Consider the following 19732-nt stretch of genomic DNA (forward strand, 5'->3'; position numbering starts at 1 on the left):
GCATGCCAGAAGTGGTCCCGGTCTTCCTCGTCATCACCGCCCTGATCGCGTGGATCAATGCGCGCTACCTCAAGCTGCCGTCCACGATCGGCGTGATGGCGGCCGCCCTGATCCTGTCGACGGCGACACTCCTCCTGGACCAGGCCGGCGTCGGCCGGCCCCGCGATTACGCCGCCGACCTGTTCGGCACCATCGACTTTTCCGAACTGTTGATGGACGGAATGCTGAGCATCCTGCTGTTTGCCGGCGCGCTGCAGGTCGACTTGCAGAGTCTGGCGAAGTACCGCTGGCAAGTCGGGCTGCTGGCGGTGTTCGGGACGGTCGCGGCGGCGCTCCTGATCGGTCTCGGTCTCTACTACCTGTTGCCGCTCACGGGACTTCATTTGCCGCTTGCCTTTTGCCTCGTCTTCGGCGCCCTGATCGCGCCGACCGATCCGATTTCCGTCACCGGCCTGTTGCGCAAGGTAGGGGCGCCGCGCAACCTCGAGACGGTGATTTCGGGCGAGTCGCTGTTCAACGACGGGGTCGGAATCGTCGTCTTCACGGTGATGGCGGCGGTAGCGGCCGAGCACCATGCTCCCGGCGGCGCGGAGACCTCCGCCCTGCTGCTGCGCGAAGCCGTCGGCGGCATCGCCTTCGGGATCGCGCTGGGCTACGTGACCTACCGCATGCTCAAGAGTATCGACAGCTACCAGGAAGAGGTGCTGCTGACGGTGGCCGCGGTCCTGGGCGGCTACAGCTTCGCGCACCAGCTTGGGGTATCGGCCCCGCTGGTGATGGTGGCCGCCGGCATCCTGATCGGCAATCGCGGGCGCCGCAAGGCCATGTCGGACCTGACCCGCGAACAACTCGACCAGTTCTGGGAGCTGCTCGATTCGATGCTCAACGCGGTCCTGTTCGTGCTGATCGGCTTCGAGGCGCTGGTGCTGCCGTTTTCCGGCCCGCTGTTCGCCGCAGGCCTGCTGGCGGTCTGCGTCACCCTGGCCGCGCGCCTGCTCACGGCAGGCGTGCCGGTCGCCGTGCTCGGCAGCCGCTCCGGGCTGCCCCAGGGCGCGTGGCAGGTATTGACCTGGGGCGGGCTGCGTGGCGGCATTTCGGTGGCGCTTGCGCTCTCCCTCCCGGCCGGCCCCGAGCGCAACGCCCTGGTGACGATGACCTATATCGTCGTCGTGTTCTCGGTGCTGGTACAGGGCTTGAGCGTGGAACGGCTGGTACGCAAGATCGTTCCCTGCACCGGGCAACCGACACTTCAACAAGGAGAATCCCATGTTTGACCAGGTCGAACGGCAGGTGCGCGAATATGTCGAGTGGCTGCGGCTGCTGGTGGAGGCGCTCGGGGCACTGATCATCGCCGCCGGCGTGGTACTGGTGATCGTTGCCTTGGTGCGCCACCTGCTGTTCGAGCGCGGCAACAGTTTTACGCCGATCAGGCTGACCTTCGCGCGCTACCTGACGCTGGCGCTCGAACTGCAACTGGCGGCCGACATCCTGTCCACTTCGGTGGCGCCGACCTGGGACCGGATCGGCAAACTGGCCGCGATCGCCGTGATCAGGACCGCCTTGAATTATTTCCTCAACAAGGAGTTGCAGTCGGAGAGCCGCACCGTCGAAGCCGCGCAGCAAAGCCGCGCTCCTGCCACCGGCCACAAGTGAGGACAAGACAATGAGCGAACTGCCTTCGCGCCGGCGCCGCCTCGGGCTGCGCCGGGAATTGATACTGGCGGTGGCGCCGACGCTCACCGTCCTGCTGGTGCTGGCCCTGGTCGAAGCGGTGAGCAGCCAGCGGCTGCTGTTTGCCTCGCTGGCTTCGAGCGCCTTCCTGATCTACCTGGACCCGCAGCACAGCGTGAACCAGGCGCGCACCCTGCTGCTGTCGCAACTCGGCGCCGCCGTCATCGGGATGCTGGCGTTTCTCGCCCTGGGGCCCGGCTACGTGTCCGCGGGAACGGCGATGGTGCTGGCCATCGTGGCGATGATCGTCTGCGACGCCGTACACCCGCCGGCGGTCGCCACCGCGCTCAGCTTCGGGCTGAAAGCGGGCGACACCAGCAACCTGGCCCTGTTCTGCCTCGCACTCGGCATCACGGCCGTGCTGCTGGGATTGCAGAAGCTGACGCAGTGGCTGGTGGTGCGCGCGGCGCGGCGCGAGCGCAGCCAGGAAAGCGGGCAGTAAGCCGGCAGGCCGGCGCGGCGCCGCCCCGTCAGCCACGCCGCAGCAGTTCTCCGTAGGCCGAGCGGTTGCCGGCCTGGTTCGCCGGGATCACCGACAGGCTGCCGTCGGTTTCCAGGATCACGGCGTCGATGTTGTCGAGCGAACCCTGGCCCTGTTGCCGCACCGCCGCCAGTATCTCGTCGCCCGTGACGCGTACGCGCTTCAATGCATCGTGGCGCAACCGGCCACCCAGCACCAGGACGGTCGGCCTGGTCTTGACGATATCGTTGACGAATGACGAACGCACCGAACACCAGGTAATGACCAGCTGCAGGACGACCAGCAGCGCAAGGGCGGCAAGACCGACGGCGAGCGTGACGCTCTCGTTCACCAGGATGGTCGACAGGGTCGAGCCGAAGGCGACCGTGACGACCAGGTCGAACGAATTCATCTTCGAAAGGGTCCGGTTGCCGCTAATGCGCAGCAACAGCACCAGCCCGGCGTAGGCAAGCAGGCCGACGATGATGACGCGGTAAATGTTGTCCCAGCTATCGAAGAACATGCTGCCCCCTGTCGTTTGCGTGACTCTGGTTACTTCCCATCATTGCTCCGGCCCGTACAACGCTGCGCCACGCTTGTGGCGAATCCGTCATCATCCGTGCTCTACCTTCAAGGCGTTCGCCGCCCGCCGTCCATGTCCGCAGAACTCGCGATCCTGCTGCAACGCGTGCACGCCCTCGGCCTGGGTGCGCTGCGCATGCTCCCCAACCTCGTCATTGCGCTGCTCGTTTTCATCCTGTTCCTTTTCATTGCCACCTGGACGCGCAGGCTGGTGCAGCATCTCAACGCCGGCAAGCACGCCAACCTGGTCGTGGTGCTGGGGCGCATGGCCCAATGGGGCATGCGGCTGCTGGGACTGCTGTTGGCGGCCACCATCGCCTTCCCCACCTTCACCCCGGGCAACCTGATCAGCGCACTCGGGATCACCGGCATCGCCATCGGCTTCGCCTTCAAGGATATCTTCGAAAATCTGTTGGCCGGAATGCTGATCCTGCTGAACGAACCCTTCCGCATCGGTGACCAGATCGTCTTCGATGGTTTCGAGGGCACGATCGAGGAAATCGAAACGCGCGCGACCAAGATGCGTACCTACGATGGCAGGCTGGTGGTGATTCCGAATTCCGTCCTGTACAAGGGAACGTTTATCGTCAACACCGCCTATCCGCAGCGGCGCCTGCAATATGACCTGGTGATCGGCAATGGCGACGATATCGCCAGGGCGAAGCAGGTGATGCTCGAGACGATGCGCGCCATGCCGGACGTGGAAACGGAACCCGCGCCCGATGCCCTGGTCGTCGAGTATGCCGATGCCGGCGTCAAGATCCGGATACGCTGGTGGATCAAGCCGCCGCGCCGCGCCGATGCCCTCGACCTCCAGGACAAGGTGCTGGAACGGGTCAAGTCCGCCCTGACCGCGCAAGGCATCGACCTGCCCTTCCCGACCTACCAGGTGCTGCTGCACGACCAGACCGAAGCGACCGACGGGGACCGGCGCCGCCAGCGCGAAGGCTGGCCGGCCGGGAAGGGCGAGGTGCCGGAACCGGCCGGCCTGGCACGGGCGTTGCAGAGCATGAAAACGGAACCGCCGGCGCCGGGCGCCTGAGCCCCGGCCCTCAGGCGCCAGCGCTCATCGCCCGGCACGCTTCGGCGCAACGGCGGCAGGCTTGCGCACAACGCTGGCAATGGTCCATCTGGTGCTTGCCGCATTCGTCGCCGCAGGCGGTGCAGATGTCGGCACACAGGCGGCACATGGCGGCTGCGAACTCGCTGCCGCGTGCCATGTAGGCGGCTGCAACGCGGCAGGCCTGGGCGCAGTCCATGTCCAGCGCAATGCAGCGCGCCATCATCTTGACGTCATCTTCTGCCAGGCAGGCAGTGGAGCATTCGTCGCAGGCAACGGCACAGGCATTGCAGGCGTCTATACATTCCTGAAAGTTTTCGATGGCCATGATTTCTCCTTGAGTGTGGGTGAATGCGCCGCACATGCGCGGCTCGCACATGCCCCATCCAGGTGGCGAATGCGGCAAATACATTTGTACAAATGAGTCTACCCGCGCGCAGCCGGCGCAGGCGCACCTTTCGTCTCGGAAAGCCGCCACGGCAAGGCCTGGCGCCGTGGACGGGCATGCAGGCTTGCCCGCACGCGGCCCGGCCGCAATGCTGCGCTTCCTCTCCCGTGACGATGCTAACCTGCCATCAAAGCGGACCGAAGCGGCTGGCGCGCCGGCAGCCGCCTTCCGCGCCACTCAAGCCATTTTTTTCAGGAGCACACGATGGAGTCGAGAAACAGTATTGCCGACATCTGGGGCGAGCGCACACCCTACGCCGGACACGACAAGTGGCCGGTGCGGGTCGACCAGCGCACGCTGGAAGCGCCCGACAAATGGGTCCAGTCGGCATGCGTGTTGTGCTCCAACGGGTGTGGCTGTGACATCGGCGTGAAGGACGGGCGCATCGTTGGCGTACGCGGCCGCGCCGAAGACGTGGTCAACCGCGGCCGCCTCGGACCGAAGGGCTTGCACGGATGGGAGGCCAACAATAGTGGCGACCGCCTGACCCATCCCCTGGTGCGCCGCAACGGGACGCTCGAGCGGGCGAGCTGGGACGAAGCGATGCAATTGATCGTGGAGAAGACCCAGCAGGTAAAGCGCGACTACACGGCCGGTGCGATCGGCTTCTATACGAGCGGCCAACTCTTCCTCGAAGAATATTACACGCTGGGGATGATCGGGAAGGCCGGGCTGGGGACACCCCACATGGATGGCAACACGCGCCTGTGCACGGCAACGGCGGCGGCGGCCCTGAAGGAAAGCTTCGGCAGCGACGGGCAGCCCGGCTCCTACTTCGACGTCGACAGCACCGACTGCATCATGATGATCGGACACAACATGTCCGCTACCGACACGGTGTTGTGGATGCGCGTGCTCGACCGGCGCCGCCATCCGGACCCGCCGAAACTGATCGTGATCGATCCGCGCAAGACCGTGACCGCGAAGGAAGCCGACCTGCACCTTGCGCCGCGCATCGGCACCAATGTCGCTTTGCTCAACGGCCTGTTGCACCTCCTGATCGCGGACGGCCATGCCGACGCGGACTTCGTCGAGGCCCACACGGTCGGCTTCGACGACTTGAAGCGCCTGGTCGCCGCCTACCCGCCCGAGCGTGTCGAGGACATCACCGGGGTCAGCGCGGCCGACCTGCGGCGCGCCGCCGGGATGATCGCTTCCTCGTCGATGCTGCTGTCGAGCTGCCTGCAGGGCGTGTACCAATCGAACCAGGCGACGGCCGCGGCGGTACAAGTGAACAACATCAACCTGGTCCTCGGCCGTATCGGCCGTCCCGGCTGCGGCGTGCTGCAGATGAACGGCCAGCCGACGGCGCAGAATACGCGCGAGACCGGCGCCGACGGCGACCTGCCGGGCTTTCGCAACTGGGACAACATCGACCACATCGAGGACCTGGCGCGGGTCTGGAATGTCGATCCGGCCATCATCCCGCACTGGACCCCGCCGACCCGCGCGATGCAGATCTTCCGCTATTGCGAAACCGGCTCGATCCGCATGCTCTGGATCCAGGCGACCAACCCGGCCGTTTCCCTGCCCAACCTCGGGCGCGTGCGCGACATCCTGCAGCGGCCCGGCCTGTTCGTGGTGGTCCAGGATGCCTTCCTCACCGAAACGGCCCAGCTTGCCGACGTGGTACTGCCGGCCGCGCTATGGGGCGAAAAGACCGGCACCTTCACCAACGTCGACCGTACCGTCCACATCAGCCACAAGGCGGTCGAACCGCCCGGCGAGGCACGGGCCGACTTCGACATCTTCGTCGATTTTGCGCGCCGCATGCAGTTCAGCGACAAGGACGGCGCGCCCCTGATCAAGTGGAGCACGCCCGAAGAGGCATTTGCTGGCTGGAAGGAATGTACGCGTGGCAGGCCTTGCGATTACACCGGGCTCAGCTATGAAAAGCTGTCCGGCGGTTCCGGCCTGCCCTGGCCCTGCAACGCCGAACATCCGGAGGGCGCGCAGAAACTCTATGCCGACCTCGTGTTCCCGACCGATGCCGACTATTGCGAAAGCTATGGCCACGACCTGATCACGGGTGCCCCCGTGAAACCGCAGGCCTACCGCGCCGACAACCCGGCCGGGCGTGCCGTCCTGAAGGGCGCGGAATACATGGCCCCTTTCGAGGAGCCGGACGAGGATTACCCCTTCTTCCTGACGACCGGCCGCCTGGTGTTCCACTTCCATACGCGCACCAAGACCGGCCGCGCGCCGGCACTGGAACAGGCCGCGCCACGCGATTGCGTCGAGATGTCCGCCGAGGACGCGGCTCGCCTCGGCATTGCCGACGGCGACTGGGTACGCATCGGCTCGCGCCGCGGCGCCGTCGAGGTGCAGGCACGACTGGGCGGTGTCGGCCCGGGTGAACTGTTCCTGCCTTTCCATTTCGGGTACTGGGACGAACCGGGACGCGCCCGCGCCGCCAACGAATTGACGATCTACGAATGGGACCCCGTGAGCAAGCAGCCGCACTACAAGTACGCGGCCGTGCAACTGGAAAGGATCGACGCGCCGGCGAGCAGGCAGCCGGAACGGATGGACCCGGCCCAGCCCGGCGTTTCCGACCCGCTCGCCGCCGACGGCACGGTCAGGCACGCCCTGCACGAAGTCAAGCACGCGTTCCAGGAAAGCGTGCAGAAGGTCAAGCCGGTGCGGGCCCATGTCGCCGACTACCTCGGCCTGTTGCAGGAAAGCGAGCGGCGGCTGGTCAAGGCCTTCGACCAGGTCCGCACCACCCATCCGGACGAGCCCGACATTGGTCCCTTGTGCCACATCTTTGCCGGATGGTCGCAGGCCTCGGCCGACGCGCTGGAGCCCTTCGTCCAGCACTACGGCAAACGCCGCGAAGGCGAGCCGAAACGGCTCGACGATGCCTTGCTGGTACAGCGCCACCAGGGCGGCTTCGACATGCTGCGCGACCTGCATGACCTGTGGCTGCTGGTGAACGAAAGCATGATGTCGCTCGACGTGCTCGAGCAGGCGGCGCGGTCGCTGCACGATAAACAATTCGAACAAGCCATCACGCAGATCCGGCACCAGAATGGCCGCCAGCTCGACTGGCTGCACGGCCGCATCCGCCAGGCAGCGCCGCAAACGCTGGCGGTACCATCCTGAAACAGCGCCTGCGTCCATATCGCGGCGCGCTTGCAGGACTGGACGCCGCGGCACGTAGCGAAGCGGCGGCACTGGCTGGAATGTGGCGGGGCCTTGCCGGTTCCATGACGGTGACACCCAGCGCAGATGCCGCAACCAAAAGAAAAAGGGTTGCATGCGAAAGCATGCAACCCTTTTTCCTGACTACTTGTATCGACTGCTGAATTCTGGTGCCGCTGACCGGAATCGAACTGGTGACCTTCGCATTACGAATGCGCTGCTCTACCGACTGAGCTACAGCGGCTCTACGACGGGCAATCCCGACGAAGAGCCGTATTCTAGCAAACAACACGGCAAACTTGCTAGTCCGGCTCGGCAATTTCGCACGGGATTTGCCAAAAAGCTACTGTTACTCCGCGTGATAACCGGTGACCACCTCGACTTCTTCCTTCGAACCGAGGAAGACCGGCACGCGCTGGTGCAGCTTGGTCGGCGCGATGTCGAGGATGCGGTTGACGCCGTCGGTGGCGGCGCCGCCGGCCTGCTCGACCAGCATCGCCATCGGGTTCGCTTCGTACATCAGGCGCAGCTTGCCCGGCTGGGACGGGTCGCGCATGTCGGCCGGGTACATGAAGACGCCGCCGCGGTTCAGGATGCGGTGCACGTCGGCCACCATCGAGGCGATCCAGCGCATGTTGAAATCCTTGCCGCGGGCACCGGACTTGCCGGCCAGCAGCTCGTCGACATAGCGCTGCACCGGCGCGTGCCAGTGGCGCTTGTTCGACATGTTGATGGCGAATTCCTTGGTCGTCGCCGGAATCTTGATGTCGCTCTGGGTCAGCACCCAGGAACCCATCTCGCGGTCGAGCGTGAAGCAATGCACGCCGTCGCCGGTGGTCAGCACCAGCATGGTCTGCGGGCCGTAGACCGCATAGCCGGCCGCCACCTGCGCCGAACCCGGCTGCAGGAAGGCTTCCTCGGTCGGCTCGCCCATGCCTTCGGGGGCCTTGAGCACCGAGAAGATGGTGCCGATCGAGACGTTGACGTCGATGTTCGAGGAGCCGTCCAGCGGATCGAAGAGCAGCATGTACTCGCCCTTCGGATAGCGGTTCGGGATCGGGTGGATGGTTTCCATCTCTTCCGAGGCCATGGCCGCCAGGTGGCCGCCCCACTCGTTCGCTTCCAGCAGGATCTCGTTGGAGATCACGTCGAGCTTCTTCTGCACTTCGCCCTGGATGTTTTCCGTGTCGGCGCTGCCGAGGATGTCGCCCAGCGCGCCCTTGCTGACTTCATAGCTGATGCGCTTGCAGGCACGGGCCACGACCTCGATCAGGAGGCGCAGTTCGGCCGGGATGCTGTTGTGGAGGCGCTGCTGCTCCACCAGGTGTTGCGTGAGACTGACGCGTTTCATGAACTTCCTTTTTTGGATTAAATATTTTTGATTAATTCGCTAAAGCTTTGCCGACCACTTCGCGCACATCGTTGGATAGCCGCTGCTGTCCGGCGACCTGCTGCAAGGCCTTCTTCATGTGCTCCTGCAGCTCCGGCGTGTAGCGGCGCCAGCGGTCCATGGCGCGCGCCAGGCGGCTCGCCACCTGGGGATTGAGGGCGTCGAGCGCGATCACCTGTTCGGCCCAGAAGGCGTAGCCGCTGCCGTCGGGCGCGTGGAACTGTACCGGATTGCCGACGCAGAAACTCGACACCAGGCTGCGTGCGCGGTTCGGGTTGCGCAGGTTGAAGGCCGGGTGGCGCATCAGCGCGCGCACGGCCGCCACGTCGGTGGTCGCGGCGGAGGCCTGCAGCGCGAACCACTTGTCGACGACCAGGGCTTCGTCCTCGAACTCGTCGTAGAAACGCTGCAGCGCGGCGTCGGCGCCCGGTGCCCGCGCATGGATCAGCGCGCTCAGGGCGGCGACGCGGTCGGTCATGTTGCCGGCATCAATGAACTGGCGCTGGGCCAGCGCCAGGCCTTGCTCGTCCTGGGCTGCGCTCAGGTAGGCCAGGCACAGGTTTTTCAATGCCCGCTTGCCCGCGGACAGCGCATCCGGACTGTAGTCGCCCGGGGTCTGGTTCGCTTCGTACTGCGCCAGCAATTCCGTGCGCAGGCGGGCGCCGATGTTGGCGCGCATGAATTGGCGCGCCAGGTGGATCGCCATCGGATTGACGACCTCGATCTGCTCGGCCACCATGCCCTCCGAAGGCAGCAGCAGGGCCTGCTCGCGGAAGGCCGGGTCGAGCGTCTCGTCGCTCAGCATCTTGCCCAGCGCCATCAGGAAGGTGTCGTCCAGGTTCAGCGGCGCATCGATGCCGGCTTCGCCGGTCAGTTTCAGCAGGCGGCCCATGGCCAGGCGCTGGCCCGCCTCCCAGCGGTTGACGGCGTCGCTGTCGTGGCTGAACAGGTGCAGCAGGTCGGCGTCGCCGTAGTTGAAGTCGAGGATGATCGGAGCAGAAAAGTCGCGCAGGATCGAGGGCGTCGGCTGCTCGGGCACGTTCTCGAAGACGAAGCTTTGCTGCGCTTCCGTCAACTCCAGCACGGTGGTCGTGCCCTTGTCCTCGCCGTCGATCCGCAGCGGCATGTCGCGCCCGTCCGCCCCCAGCAGGCCGACCGCGATCGGGATGTGGAAGGGGAACTTGCGCGGCTGGCCGGGCGTGGCCGGGCAGGACTGCATGAAGCTCAGGGTATAGGTCTTGGCCGCCTCGTCGTAGCGAGTTTCGGCGCGCACCACCGGGGTGCCGGCCTGGCTGTACCAGCGGTCGAACAGGGTCAAGTCGCGGCCGTTGGCGTCGGCCATGGCGCGGCGGAAATCGTCGACCGTCACGGCCTGGCCGTCATGGCGCTCGAAATACAGGTCCATGCCCTTCCTGAAACCTTCGCGGCCCAGCAGGGTCTGGTACATGCGCACGACTTCCGCGCCCTTCTCGTACACGGTGACGGTGTAGAAATTGTTGATCTCGACAAAGGAGTCGGGGCGCACCGGGTGCGCCATCGGGCCTGCGTCTTCCGGGAACTGGGCCTGGCGCAAGGTGCGCACCTGGTCGATGCGGCCGACGGCGCGCCCGCTGTCCGTGCCGATCATGTCGGCGGAAAATTCCTGGTCGCGGAACACGGTCAGGCCTTCCTTCAGCGACAGCTGGAACCAGTCGCGGCAGGTGACGCGATTGCCGGTCCAGTTGTGGAAGTATTCGTGGCCGACGACGGCCTCGATGCCCTGGAAGTCGATGTCGGTCGCCACGCGCGGATTGGCCAGCACGAACTTGGTATTAAAAATGTTCAAGCCCTTGTTTTCCATCGCGCCCATGTTGAAGTCGCTGACGGCGACGATCATGAAGCGATCGAGATCGAGTTCCAGGCCCCAGCGCTCCTCGTCCCAGCGGATGCTGTTTTTCAGCGACTGCATCGCATAGTCGGTCTTGTCGAGGTTGCCCTCTTCGACCCAGACCTGGAGCAGCGCGTCGCGGCCGTCGGCCAGCCTGAACGTTTCTTCCTGGCAGACCAGGCGCGCAGCGACGAGGGCGAACAGGTAGGAGGGCTTCTTGAACGGGTCTTCCCATTTGGCGTAATGGCGGCCGTCGCCCAGATCGCCCTCTTCCACCAGGTTACCGTTCGACAGCAGCACCGGGTATTTTTCCTTGTCGGCGCGCAGCATGACGGTGAAGACCGCCATCACGTCGGGGCGGTCCGGGAAATACGTGATCGCGCGGAAGCCCTCGGCTTCGCACTGGGTGTAGAAATTGCCGTTCGACGTGTACAGGCCGTTCAGGGTCGTGTTCAGTTCCGGCGCGCAGATCGTTTCGATCTCGAGCGTCACCTCCTCGGGCGTATTCGGGATCGTCAGCAGGCTGCCCTCGATGCGGTAGTCCTTTTCGCGCAGGGGCTTGCCGTTCAGGCGCAGCGCCACCAGCTCCAGGTTTTCGCCGTAGAGCTCGATTTCGCGCTGGGCGCTGTCGGGATTGCGCCGCATCGTCATCCGGTTGGCGACGATGGTGCGCGCGGGATCGAGGTCGAAGCCGAGTTCGACGGTATCGACGAGGTAGCTGGGTGGCGTATAGTCTTTCCGGTAAATCGTCTGGGGCGTGTCGGTGCGCATGGGATGTCCGAAAAATACAGTCGAAGAAGATCCTTATTCTACCAACAAGAATTCCCTGCCTCCGCCCGATTTCCACCTGTCGGAATATGTCGTCATGTGCAGAGGGTAACCATGTGTAAATTTATCTGCGAAAATGTTCGAAAAAGCGCAGCCTGACGATCGGGTCATGACGCACACAATATCGGAGAGAATCGAATGAAACGCCTATGGAAAATACTGGTTCCGGCCGCGCTCGCCCTGCTGCTCGGCGGATGCGCGACCACCATCCGCAGCGACGTCACCACCTTCCACCAGTGGCCGGCGCAGATCGAGGACAAGAGCTATGTCTTCGAGACCCCGCCGGCAATCGACAACACCCTGGAATACCAGAGCTACCAGAACCTGGTGCGCGGAGAGCTGGCGCAGCTGGGCTTTCGCGAGGCCAATACCGGCACAGCGGCCCTGAAAGTGGCGATGCGCTTTACCACCACCGAGGTGCCGGTGCGCGTGATCGAACAGATGACGCCGATGTTCCATCCCTACTACCGCTATGGCTACGGCCCGCGCTTCGGCCCGCGCGGCCGTTTCGGCGCCTGGTACCACCCGTTCAACGACCCGTTCTGGAACCCGTTCCCGAGCTACCAGGTCTCGATCGAGCACCGCTACCGGCGCGAGCTGCAGGTCTCGATCAAGGACAGGAACGACAAGCGCCTGTTCGACGTCACGGTGCATAACACCGGCGGCGAGCTGTCCACGCCAGCCGTGATGCCGGCACTCGTGCACAGCGCCTTCGCCGGTTTCCCGGGCCCGAGCGGCGGGGTACGGCGTGTCGAGCTGCAGCAGAAGAACGGCTGAACCAGCCCGGGGCCGCGGCCCGAAAAACAAAAGCCGGAACGTTCGCGTTCCGGCTTTTTTCGTTCAGGCGTCTTCTCCTCAGGAGAAATAAGCCTCGGAGGCAAAGGTGATCAGCACCACCAGCAGCACCGCCACCAGCAGCACCAGCAGCAGCCGGCCGAAGCGCGGCGAGCCGACCGTGTCCGGTTCCTGCGGCTCATTGTCGTCGCTAAACTCCCTCATGGCAGCAAAATCGTTGAACCGGTGGTCCGGCGCGCTTCGAGCGCAATGTGGGCCTGGGCTGCCTCGGCCAGCGGGAAGCGCTGGTTGATGTCGATCTTGATCTTCCCGCTCGCGACCATGCCGAACAGGTCGGCCGCCATGCTTTCGAGTGCGGGACGCGAGCTGGCATAGGCGGCCAGCGACGGCCGGGTGACGTACAGCGAATTGCGCGAGGCCAGTTCGCCCAGCGAGAACGGCGGCACCGCGCCCGAGGAATTGCCGAAACTGACCATCAGGCCGCGCGGCTGCAGGCAGTCGAGCGAGCGGATGAAGGTATCCTTGCCGACCGAATCGTAGACGACCGGCACCATCGCCCCGCCGGTGATCTCGCGTACGCGCGCCACGATGTCCTCCTGGTTGTAGTTGATGACGTGGGCGGCGCCGTGCGCCTTCGCCAGCTCCGCCTTTTCGTTTGACCCGACCGTGCCGATCAGGTTCACCCCGAGCGCGCGCGCCCACTGGCAGGCGATCAGGCCGACCCCGCCGGCCGCCGCGTGGAACAGGATGGTCTGGCCCGGTTTCAGTTCGTAGGTCTGGCGGAACAGGTATTGCACCGTCAGACCCTGCAGCATCATGGCGGCCGCGGTCTCGAAATCGATGGCGTCGGGCAGCCGCACCAGGATATCGGCCGGCATCACCCGCAGCTCGCTGTAGGCGCCGTTCGGGCGGCCGGCGTAAGCCACCCGGTCGCCCGGCTGCACGTGCGTGACGCCCTCGCCCACCGCCTCGACCACCCCGGCGCCCTCCTGGCCCAGGCCGGACGGCAGCAGCATCGGGTACAGGCCGTTACGGAAATAGACGTCGATAAAATTCAGCCCGATCGCATGGTTGCGCACGCGCGCCTCGCCCGGTCCCGGCTCGCCCACCTCGACGTCGACGTAGTCCAACACCTCCGGCCCGCCGGTGCGGTGCATGCGGATTGCCTTGGCCATCATGTGCTTTGTTCCTTCCTCGATTGATGTTGATTGTTGATCAGTTTGCGTCCATCAGGCGTCCCAGCACCAGGTGCGCCGTGGCGACATTGGTCGCGCAGGCGATGTTGTGCACGTCGCAGGCGCGCACCAGCGCGTTGATGTCGGGTTCGTGCGGCTGCGGCGTCATCGGGTCGCGCAGGAAGATCACGCAGTCGATCTCGCCCGTCACGAGCTGGGCGCCGATCTGGAGGTCGCCGCCGAAGGGTCCCGAGTGCTTGCATTCGACCGCCAGCCCCAGTTCGTTGATCAAGCGCGCGCCGGTGGTGCCGGTGGCCGACAGCGCACACTGGGCCAGGAAGTCGCGGTACTCGCCGGCCAGCGTGATCATGTCGTCTTTTTTCTTGTCGTGCGCAATGAGCGCAATGCGTGGTTTCATCTGGACGCCTCTTTCCGTTTTCCGGAACGATAGTACAGAAAATACCATGCACGAGCGAGCCGGTGGCCTCCCGGCCCGGCGCGCCCTCCACACCAGAACCAGCGAAGACGCCCTGAACCGGATCAAACCTGTGTCGGTGCCGTGGCAAGGATGCCGCATTTCGACGGCTGCGCCCCGGCTGGCGAGCGCACGGCCGGCACCAGGCGCGGCCCGGCCGCCGCCAGGTTCGGCGGGCGTGGTAAGGGAGACGCACTGGCGACCCGTACAAGCCCGCGCAGCCGACCATCAGCGCCTCAAGCACAGAATCGGGCTCGGCAGAAGCCCTGAACGCAAAGCCGGCTCCGCAGTCAAAGTGGAATATCGACCGTTCATGAGGAGGAACAATGCCGAACTGGAGCATGACGCGGCCGCCCGGCCATCCCTTTCCCTGCCGCGATTGCGTCGCGCTGCCCGCCCGCTGGAGGAAGCCCCAATGACCGCCCTGATCCGCCTCGACTCGCAGCCAGGGCGCGAGCGGCCCTTCGTCATCGCCTGCCTGACCATGCTGGTCGCGGTGTGCTGGGCCTGCCTGGTGTTCCGCGCCCTGCGCATGGCGAACGTCGACCCGGCGCTGCCGGTCGCGGCCGGCAGCAGGCTGGGCGCGCATTACAACCTGGCACCGGCTCCCTACCGCCTGTCCGAGCTCGGCCTGGTGCTGGCGATGTGGGGCGCAATGCTGTCGGCGATCATGCTCCCGGCCGCCACCCCGGCCATCCTGTTGTTTGCGCGCATCAACCGGCTGGTGCGCACGGTGCGCTTCCCCAACCTCTCCACGCTCATGTTCGTGGCCGGCTACCTGGCCGTCTGGGGCGGCTTCGGCGCCCTGGCCACGCTGCTGCAATGGGGCCTGCACGACGCCGGCGCGCTCGACACCGGCATGGCCGTGGCCAACCAGAGCGCCTGCGGGCTGGTGCTGGTGGCAGCCGGGGTCTACCAGTGGACCCCGGCCAAGCACGCCTGCCTGCAGCATTGCCGCGCGCCGCTGTCCTTCGTGGTGGCGAGCTGGCGGCTGGGCCTGGGCGGCGCCTTGCGCATGGGCATCGCGCAAGGCCTGTATTGCACCGGCTGCTGCTGGCTGCTGATGCTGCTGCTGTTCGCCGCCGGGGTCACCAACCTGGTGGCACTGGTGGCCCTGGCCGGATTGGTGCTGGCCGAAAAGCTGCTACCGGCCGGATCGGTCATTGCCTGCCTCAGTGGGCTGGCACTCGTTGCGTGGGGGACACTGTTGCTGTTTCCACAAGCCTGAGAGCGCGTTTTGCAGGGCGGGCCCATGCTAAAATGTCGCCCACTCTTGCATACCGTCTAAGGAATTCTCGACATGGCTGGACACAGCAAATGGGCCAATATCAAGCATAAGAAAGCCGCCACCGATGCCAAGCGCGGCAAGATCTGGACCCGCCTCATCAAGGAAATCACCGTCGCCGCGCGCATGGGCGGCAGCGACATCAACGCCAACCCGCGCCTGCGCCTGGCGGTCGACAAGGCGGCTGACGCCAACATGCCGAAAGACAACGTCAACCGCGCGATCCAGCGCGGCGCGGGCGAACTCGAGGGTGCCAACTACGAAGAGATCCGCTACGAGGGCTACGGCATCGGCGGCGCGGCCATCATCGTCGACTGCATGACCGACAACCGGGTGCGCACGGTGGCCGAAGTACGCCATGCCTTCAGCAAGTTCGGCGGCAACATGGGGACCGAGGGTTCGGTGGCCTTCATGTTCAAGCACACCGGCCAGTTCCTGTTCGCGCCGGGCGTGGACGAGGACAAGCTGATGGAAGCGGCGCTCGAAGCGGGCGCCGAAGACGTGGTGCAGGACGAGGAAGGCGGCTTCGAAGTGCTGTGCGATCCGTTCGCCTTCCCGAGCGTGAAGGATGCCCTGGAAAAGGCCGGTTTCAAGGCCGAGGTAGCCGAAGTCATCATGAAGCCGGCCACCGAGACCGTCTTCACCGGCGACGAGGCGATCAAGATGCAGAAGCTGCTCGACGCACTGGAAAACCTGGACGACGTGCAGGAAATCTATACCAACGCCGTGATCGAAGAATAAGCGGAACACTATGAAAATCCTGGTAGTCGGCTCAGGTGGCCGCGAACATGCCCTGGCCTGGAAACTGGCCCAATCCCAACGCGTGCAGATGGTGTATGTCGCGCCGGGCAACGGCGGCACGGCGCTCGATGCGCGCCTGGTCAACGTCGACATCAGCGATCCGGCCGCGCTGGCCGACTTCGTCGTCGCCGAGCACGTCGCCCTGACCCTGGTCGGCCCGGAAGCGCCGCTGGCCGCCGGGATCGTCAACCTGTTCCGCTCGCGCGGCCTGAAGATTTTCGGGCCGACCCGCGAAGCGGCGCAGCTGGAAAGCTCGAAGGACTTCGCCAAGGCCTTCATGCAGCGCCACGGCATCCCGACCGCGAAGTACCAGAGCTTCTCCGATGCCGCCGCGGCGCACGCCTATGTCGATGCGAACGGCGCGCCGATCGTCATCAAGGCCGACGGCCTGGCGGCCGGCAAGGGCGTCGTCGTCGCCATGTCGCTCGAGGAAGCGCATGCCGCAGTCGATCACATGCTGTCCGATAACGCCTTCGGCGACGCCGGCGCGCGCATCGTCATCGAGGAATTCCTGGCCGGCGAAGAAGCGAGCTTCATCGTCATGTGCGACGGCAAGAACATCCTGCCGATGGCCACCTCGCAAGACCACAAGCGCCTGAAGGACCAGGACCAGGGCCCGAATACGGGCGGCATGGGCGCCTACTCCCCGGCCCCGATCGTCACCCCGGCGATGCATGCGCGCGTGATGCGCGAAATCATCCATCCGACCATCCAGGGCATGGCGAAGGACGGCATCGTCTTCACCGGCTTCCTGTACGCCGGACTGATGATCGATGCCGAAGGCAATCCGCGCACGCTGGAATTCAACTGCCGCATGGGCGATCCGGAAACCCAGCCGATCATGGCGCGCCTGAAAAGCGATTACGCGACGGTGCTCGAGCATGCCTGCAACGGCACGCTCGACGCCGTCGAGCTCGACTGGGACCGCCGCACCGCGGTCGGCGTCGTCATGGCCGCCGCCGGCTACCCGGACAGCCCGCGCAAGGGCGACGCCATCGGCAGCATCCCCGCTGACACGCCGGAAACCGTGACCTTCCATGCCGGCACCCGCCTGGTCGACGGCCAGCTGCAGACCAACGGCGGCCGCGTGCTGTGCGTCGTCGGCCTCGGCGACAGCGTCAGGATGGCGCAAAAGCAGGCGTATGACATCGTCGACAAGATCCATTTCGACGGCGCGCAGTACCGCCGCGACATCGGGTGGCGCGGGATGAAGTAAGGACGAACCGGCACGGCGCCGGATGGGCAGGAGCGCCTGGGCGGGCTCCGCCGAGCACGCCATCCGGCGCGCATGACGGCCGGCGCCCCGGCTTTTCCCGCCACGGCGCGCTGCCGGTGTACAATCCCCCTCCTATTTTCCGTCACCGATCCCATCCGCCATGTCCACCCCTTCCCCTTCGGCCATCAAAGCCTGGCTGCTCGACCTGCAGTCGCGCATCGTCGCGGCACTGGAAGACGTGGACGGCAAGCCTTTTCTGCAAGACAGCTGGGAGCGCCCTGAAGGCGGCGGCGGCATCTCGCGCCTGATCGAAGAAGGCCATGTGCTCGAGCGCGGCGGCGTGAATTTCTCGCACGTGATGGGCGCGAACCTGCCGCCGTCGGCCGCGGCCAGCCGCCCCGAACTGGCCGGCCGCGCCTGGGAAGCGATGGGCGTGTCGCTGGTGCTCCATCCGCGCAATCCCTACGCGCCGACGGTGCACATGAACGTGCGCTTCTTCGAAGCGACGGCGGAGGGACTCGAGCCGGTCTGGTGGTTCGGCGGCGGCATGGACCTGACCCCGTACTACGGCAACGCAGATGACGCGCGCCACTTCCACCAGGTCTGCCACGACGCGCTGGCGCCCTTCGGCGACACGCTGCATGGCCGCTTCAAGGCCTGGTGCGACGAGTACTTTTACCTCAAGCACCGCAAGGAAGCGCGCGGCGTCGGCGGCATCTTCTTCGACGACTTCAACGAACTGCCGTTCGACGACGCCTTTGCGATGGTGCGCGCCGTGGGCGACGGTTTCCTCGACGCCTACCTGCCGATCCTGCAGGCACGCAAGGACACGCCCTACGGCGAACGCGAACGCGACTTCCAGGCCTACCGGCGCGGGCGCTACGTCGAGTTCAACCTGGTGTGGGACCGCGGCACGCATTTCGGCCTGCAGTCGGGAGGACGTACCGAAGCGATCCTGATGTCGCTGCCGCCGATCGTCAAATGGCGCTACGACTGGCATCCGGAAGCGGGCAGCGCGGAAGCGAAGCTGTATACCGATTTCCTGCCGCACCGGGACTGGCTCGCTTCGTGAGCGCCTGCATCGCCCTGCTGGGGGGCAGTTTCGATCCCGTCCACCATGGCCACGTTGCGCTGGCGCGCCTGTTCGACGGCCTGCTGCGGCCCGACGAGCTGCGCGTGCTGCCGGCGCGTCCCTGGCAGAAAGCGGCCCTGCAGGCCAGCGACGAACAACGGATCGCCATGCTGGAACTGGCCTTTCGCGACGCCGGCCTGGCGGTGTCGATCGATCGCCGCGAACTCGAAGCGACGGGTCCGACCTATACCGTCGACACCCTGCGCGGCCTGCGGGCGGAACTCGGTCCGGACGCCTCGATCGTATTCCTGATGGGCGCCGACCAGTTGCAGAACCTGGACAGCTGGCGCGAATGGCAACAATTGTTCGAGCTGGCCAACCTCGCCGTCGCGGCGCGGCCGGGCTATACGCTCGAGCGCGATGCGCTGCCGCCGGCGGTGGCGCGCGAACTGGCGCCGCGCCTGGCGTCGGCAGAACAAGTGCGCACCACCCCCGCGGGGCTGGTGTGCCTGGCGCACACGCTCGCCGTCGACATCTCGTCGACGACGGTGCGCGCGCTGCTGGGGGGCGATGCTGCCACCCTGAACCCGGAGGCAAACGCCAAGGCGAAAGTGAACTCGCTGGTCGCCCCGGTAGTGCTAGACTATATTCAACACCATAATTTATACAAAAGCTAATGGATATCAAAAAACTGCAAACGGTCGTCGTCGACGCCCTCGAAGACGTCAAGGGCCAGGAGATCATGTTGTTCGACACGACCGGGCTGACCAGCCTGTTCGATCGCATCGCGGTCGTCTCGGGTACGTCGAATCGCCAGACCAAGGCGCTGGCCGCCTCGGTGCGCGACAAGGTCAAGGCAGCAGGCGGCGACGTCGTCGGCCTCGAGGGCGAGGACACCGGCGAATGGGTGCTGGTCGACCTGGGCGACATGATTGTCCACATCATGCAGCCGGCCATCCGCCAGTACTACCGCCTGGAAGAAATCTGGGGCGAGAAGCCGGTCAAGCTGGGCGCCGCCAAGCGCAAGTCGACGCCGGAAGCGGCGGAAGCGGCCGAGCCGAAGACCAAGTCGAAGCACCTGGCCGCGAACCAGGACGCGCCGGAAGTCAAGCCGGTCAACGAGCGCAAGCCGGCCGCCAAGCGCGCCACCGCCGTGAAGACGGCCGCCACCAAGACCACGGCAGCGAAGAAGCCGGCGGCCAAGAAGGCGCCGGTCGGCAAGACCATCAAGGTCGCGCCGAGCAAGAGCGAGATCGCCGCCGTCGAGGCGACCAAGGCCAAGCCGCCGAAGCGCACGCCGAAGGCAGCAGCCGCGCCTGACGCCGAACCGGTGAAAAAGGTGATCCGCCGCACCGTCAAGAAAGTTGCCGAGTAATTTGGCAAGCAAGTGAGCCAATCAGTTA

General features: G+C 65.6%; 19 protein-coding genes and 1 tRNA gene. 12 read left to right on the forward strand and 8 right to left on the reverse strand.

The genetic code is table 11. The annotated features are described in order from the left end of the window. Positions 1-2 precede the first annotated feature (2 nt). The 3 genes from ACFPAH_RS06470 to ACFPAH_RS06480 are packed head-to-tail and all read left to right on the forward strand — an operon-like array spanning position 3 to position 2173. Entirely contained in the window at positions 3-1274 is a 1272-nt protein-coding gene (locus tag ACFPAH_RS06470; protein WP_379742377.1) for a cation:proton antiporter, read from the forward strand. Next, on the forward strand, positions 1267-1653 hold the full coding sequence (locus tag ACFPAH_RS06475; protein ID WP_379742380.1) for a DUF1622 domain-containing protein: 387 nt from the start codon (positions 1267-1269) through the stop codon (positions 1651-1653). The genes ACFPAH_RS06470 and ACFPAH_RS06475 overlap by 8 nt, the downstream gene beginning before the upstream one ends. A gap of 10 nt (positions 1654-1663) precedes the next feature. Then, a complete protein-coding gene (locus ACFPAH_RS06480; RefSeq protein ID WP_379742382.1) occupies positions 1664-2173 on the forward strand; it encodes an HPP family protein in 510 nt (169 codons plus the stop codon). Positions 2174-2201: 28 nt separating this feature from the next. Here the strand turns inward: ACFPAH_RS06480 and ACFPAH_RS06485 are convergent, their stop codons facing one another. Beyond that, positions 2202-2714, reverse strand: coding sequence for a DUF421 domain-containing protein (locus ACFPAH_RS06485; RefSeq protein ID WP_379742385.1), 513 nt, complete (start codon positions 2712-2714; stop codon positions 2202-2204). 132 nt (positions 2715-2846) lie between these two features. Between ACFPAH_RS06485 and ACFPAH_RS06490 the strand changes: the two genes are divergently transcribed. Further along, entirely contained in the window at positions 2847-3815 is a 969-nt protein-coding gene (locus ACFPAH_RS06490) for a mechanosensitive ion channel family protein (protein ID WP_379742388.1), read from the forward strand. Between the two features lie 10 nt (positions 3816-3825). Here ACFPAH_RS06490 and ACFPAH_RS06495 read toward each other — a convergent pair whose 3' ends face one another. Continuing rightward, entirely contained in the window at positions 3826-4161 is a 336-nt protein-coding gene (locus ACFPAH_RS06495; RefSeq protein WP_379742391.1) for a four-helix bundle copper-binding protein, read from the reverse strand. A gap of 324 nt (positions 4162-4485) precedes the next feature. Between ACFPAH_RS06495 and ACFPAH_RS06500 the strand changes: the two genes are divergently transcribed. Further along, positions 4486-7386 carry a molybdopterin oxidoreductase family protein gene (locus tag ACFPAH_RS06500; protein WP_379742394.1) on the forward strand — a complete coding sequence of 967 codons (2901 nt, stop codon included), beginning with the start codon at positions 4486-4488 and terminating at the stop codon, positions 7384-7386. Positions 7387-7593: 207 nt separating this feature from the next. On the opposite strand, the gene ACFPAH_RS06505 is transcribed toward ACFPAH_RS06500, so the two are convergent. The 3 genes from ACFPAH_RS06505 to pepN all read right to left on the reverse strand — a co-directional run bounded on the left by ACFPAH_RS06505 (position 7594) and on the right by pepN (position 11453). After that, positions 7594-7669 (reverse strand) — tRNA-Thr (locus ACFPAH_RS06505). A 105-nt stretch (positions 7670-7774) separates the two neighbouring features. Continuing rightward, positions 7775-8776, reverse strand: a complete 1002-nt coding sequence (locus tag ACFPAH_RS06510) for a class 1 fructose-bisphosphatase (RefSeq protein ID WP_379742397.1) — start codon at positions 8774-8776, stop codon at positions 7775-7777. A 31-nt stretch (positions 8777-8807) separates the two neighbouring features. Beyond that, positions 8808-11453 carry an aminopeptidase N gene (gene pepN / locus ACFPAH_RS06515; protein ID WP_379742400.1) on the reverse strand — a complete coding sequence of 882 codons (2646 nt, stop codon included), beginning with the start codon at positions 11451-11453 and terminating at the stop codon, positions 8808-8810. 195 nt (positions 11454-11648) lie between these two features. Here pepN and ACFPAH_RS06520 point away from each other — a divergent pair, with 195 nt between their 5' ends. Continuing rightward, a complete protein-coding gene (locus ACFPAH_RS06520) occupies positions 11649-12287 on the forward strand; it encodes a DUF4136 domain-containing protein (protein ID WP_379742403.1) in 639 nt (212 codons plus the stop codon). 78 nt (positions 12288-12365) lie between these two features. On the opposite strand, the gene ACFPAH_RS06525 is transcribed toward ACFPAH_RS06520, so the two are convergent. From ACFPAH_RS06525 to ACFPAH_RS06535, 3 genes are read right to left on the reverse strand one after another with little or no spacing between them, the layout of a single operon-like run. Continuing rightward, the gene (locus tag ACFPAH_RS06525) at positions 12366-12509 is read right to left on the reverse strand and encodes a hypothetical protein (RefSeq protein WP_379742406.1); all 144 of its coding nucleotides are present in this window, start codon (positions 12507-12509) and stop codon (positions 12366-12368) included. Further along, entirely contained in the window at positions 12506-13480 is a 975-nt protein-coding gene (locus tag ACFPAH_RS06530; RefSeq protein WP_379743001.1) for a quinone oxidoreductase family protein, read from the reverse strand. Before ACFPAH_RS06530 ends, ACFPAH_RS06525 begins: the two co-directional genes overlap by 4 nt. Before the next feature lie 40 nt (positions 13481-13520). Further along, a complete protein-coding gene (locus tag ACFPAH_RS06535) occupies positions 13521-13898 on the reverse strand; it encodes a methylglyoxal synthase (RefSeq protein WP_379742409.1) in 378 nt (125 codons plus the stop codon). Positions 13899-14370: 472 nt separating this feature from the next. Here ACFPAH_RS06535 and ACFPAH_RS06540 point away from each other — a divergent pair, with 472 nt between their 5' ends. From ACFPAH_RS06540 to rsfS, 6 genes are all read left to right on the forward strand, one after another. Beyond that, entirely contained in the window at positions 14371-15183 is an 813-nt protein-coding gene (locus ACFPAH_RS06540) for a DUF2182 domain-containing protein (RefSeq protein WP_379742412.1), read from the forward strand. 72 nt (positions 15184-15255) lie between these two features. Next, the gene (locus ACFPAH_RS06545; RefSeq protein WP_379742415.1) at positions 15256-15981 is read left to right on the forward strand and encodes a YebC/PmpR family DNA-binding transcriptional regulator; all 726 of its coding nucleotides are present in this window, start codon (positions 15256-15258) and stop codon (positions 15979-15981) included. A 10-nt stretch (positions 15982-15991) separates the two neighbouring features. Next, on the forward strand, positions 15992-17257 hold the full coding sequence (gene purD, locus ACFPAH_RS06550; protein WP_379742418.1) for a phosphoribosylamine--glycine ligase: 1266 nt from the start codon (positions 15992-15994) through the stop codon (positions 17255-17257). A gap of 160 nt (positions 17258-17417) precedes the next feature. Then, positions 17418-18329: an oxygen-dependent coproporphyrinogen oxidase gene (gene hemF, locus ACFPAH_RS06555; protein WP_379742421.1), complete on the forward strand. Its 912-nt coding sequence runs from the start codon at positions 17418-17420 to the stop codon at positions 18327-18329. Then, positions 18326-19006 carry a nicotinate-nucleotide adenylyltransferase gene (locus ACFPAH_RS06560; RefSeq protein WP_379742424.1) on the forward strand — a complete coding sequence of 227 codons (681 nt, stop codon included), beginning with the start codon at positions 18326-18328 and terminating at the stop codon, positions 19004-19006. Before hemF ends, ACFPAH_RS06560 begins: the two co-directional genes overlap by 4 nt. Beyond that, on the forward strand, positions 19006-19704 hold the full coding sequence (gene rsfS, locus ACFPAH_RS06565) for a ribosome silencing factor (protein ID WP_379742427.1): 699 nt from the start codon (positions 19006-19008) through the stop codon (positions 19702-19704). Before ACFPAH_RS06560 ends, rsfS begins: the two co-directional genes overlap by 1 nt. Positions 19705-19732 lie beyond the last annotated feature (28 nt).

Origin of the sequence: Massilia sp. GCM10023247, from assembly GCF_042653325.1 — a bacterium.
Lineage (GTDB): Bacteria > Pseudomonadota > Gammaproteobacteria > Burkholderiales > Burkholderiaceae_D > Telluria.

What these genes read in the sequence shown, in the direction of transcription:
- purD (WP_379742418.1), top strand. Translation starts at nt 15,992, where the DNA reads ATGAAAATCCTGGTAGTCGGCTCAGGTGGCCGCGAACATGCCCTGGCC.
- ACFPAH_RS06525 (WP_379742406.1), bottom strand. Translation starts at nt 12,509, where the DNA reads ATGAGGGAGTTTAGCGACGACAATGAGCCGCAGGAACCGGACACGGTC.
- ACFPAH_RS06495 (WP_379742391.1), bottom strand. Translation starts at nt 4,161, where the DNA reads ATGGCCATCGAAAACTTTCAGGAATGTATAGACGCCTGCAATGCCTGT.
- rsfS (WP_379742427.1), top strand. Translation starts at nt 19,006, where the DNA reads ATGGATATCAAAAAACTGCAAACGGTCGTCGTCGACGCCCTCGAAGAC.
- ACFPAH_RS06510 (WP_379742397.1), bottom strand. Translation starts at nt 8,776, where the DNA reads ATGAAACGCGTCAGTCTCACGCAACACCTGGTGGAGCAGCAGCGCCTC.
- ACFPAH_RS06485 (WP_379742385.1), bottom strand. Translation starts at nt 2,714, where the DNA reads ATGTTCTTCGATAGCTGGGACAACATTTACCGCGTCATCATCGTCGGC.
- ACFPAH_RS06540 (WP_379742412.1), top strand. Translation starts at nt 14,371, where the DNA reads ATGACCGCCCTGATCCGCCTCGACTCGCAGCCAGGGCGCGAGCGGCCC.
- ACFPAH_RS06545 (WP_379742415.1), top strand. Translation starts at nt 15,256, where the DNA reads ATGGCTGGACACAGCAAATGGGCCAATATCAAGCATAAGAAAGCCGCC.
- pepN (WP_379742400.1), bottom strand. Translation starts at nt 11,453, where the DNA reads ATGCGCACCGACACGCCCCAGACGATTTACCGGAAAGACTATACGCCA.
- ACFPAH_RS06500 (WP_379742394.1), top strand. Translation starts at nt 4,486, where the DNA reads ATGGAGTCGAGAAACAGTATTGCCGACATCTGGGGCGAGCGCACACCC.
- ACFPAH_RS06490 (WP_379742388.1), top strand. Translation starts at nt 2,847, where the DNA reads ATGTCCGCAGAACTCGCGATCCTGCTGCAACGCGTGCACGCCCTCGGC.
- ACFPAH_RS06480 (WP_379742382.1), top strand. Translation starts at nt 1,664, where the DNA reads ATGAGCGAACTGCCTTCGCGCCGGCGCCGCCTCGGGCTGCGCCGGGAA.
- ACFPAH_RS06475 (WP_379742380.1), top strand. Translation starts at nt 1,267, where the DNA reads ATGTTTGACCAGGTCGAACGGCAGGTGCGCGAATATGTCGAGTGGCTG.
- ACFPAH_RS06470 (WP_379742377.1), top strand. Translation starts at nt 3, where the DNA reads ATGCCAGAAGTGGTCCCGGTCTTCCTCGTCATCACCGCCCTGATCGCG.
- ACFPAH_RS06520 (WP_379742403.1), top strand. Translation starts at nt 11,649, where the DNA reads ATGAAACGCCTATGGAAAATACTGGTTCCGGCCGCGCTCGCCCTGCTG.
- ACFPAH_RS06530 (WP_379743001.1), bottom strand. Translation starts at nt 13,480, where the DNA reads ATGGCCAAGGCAATCCGCATGCACCGCACCGGCGGGCCGGAGGTGTTG.
- hemF (WP_379742421.1), top strand. Translation starts at nt 17,418, where the DNA reads ATGTCCACCCCTTCCCCTTCGGCCATCAAAGCCTGGCTGCTCGACCTG.
- ACFPAH_RS06535 (WP_379742409.1), bottom strand. Translation starts at nt 13,898, where the DNA reads ATGAAACCACGCATTGCGCTCATTGCGCACGACAAGAAAAAAGACGAC.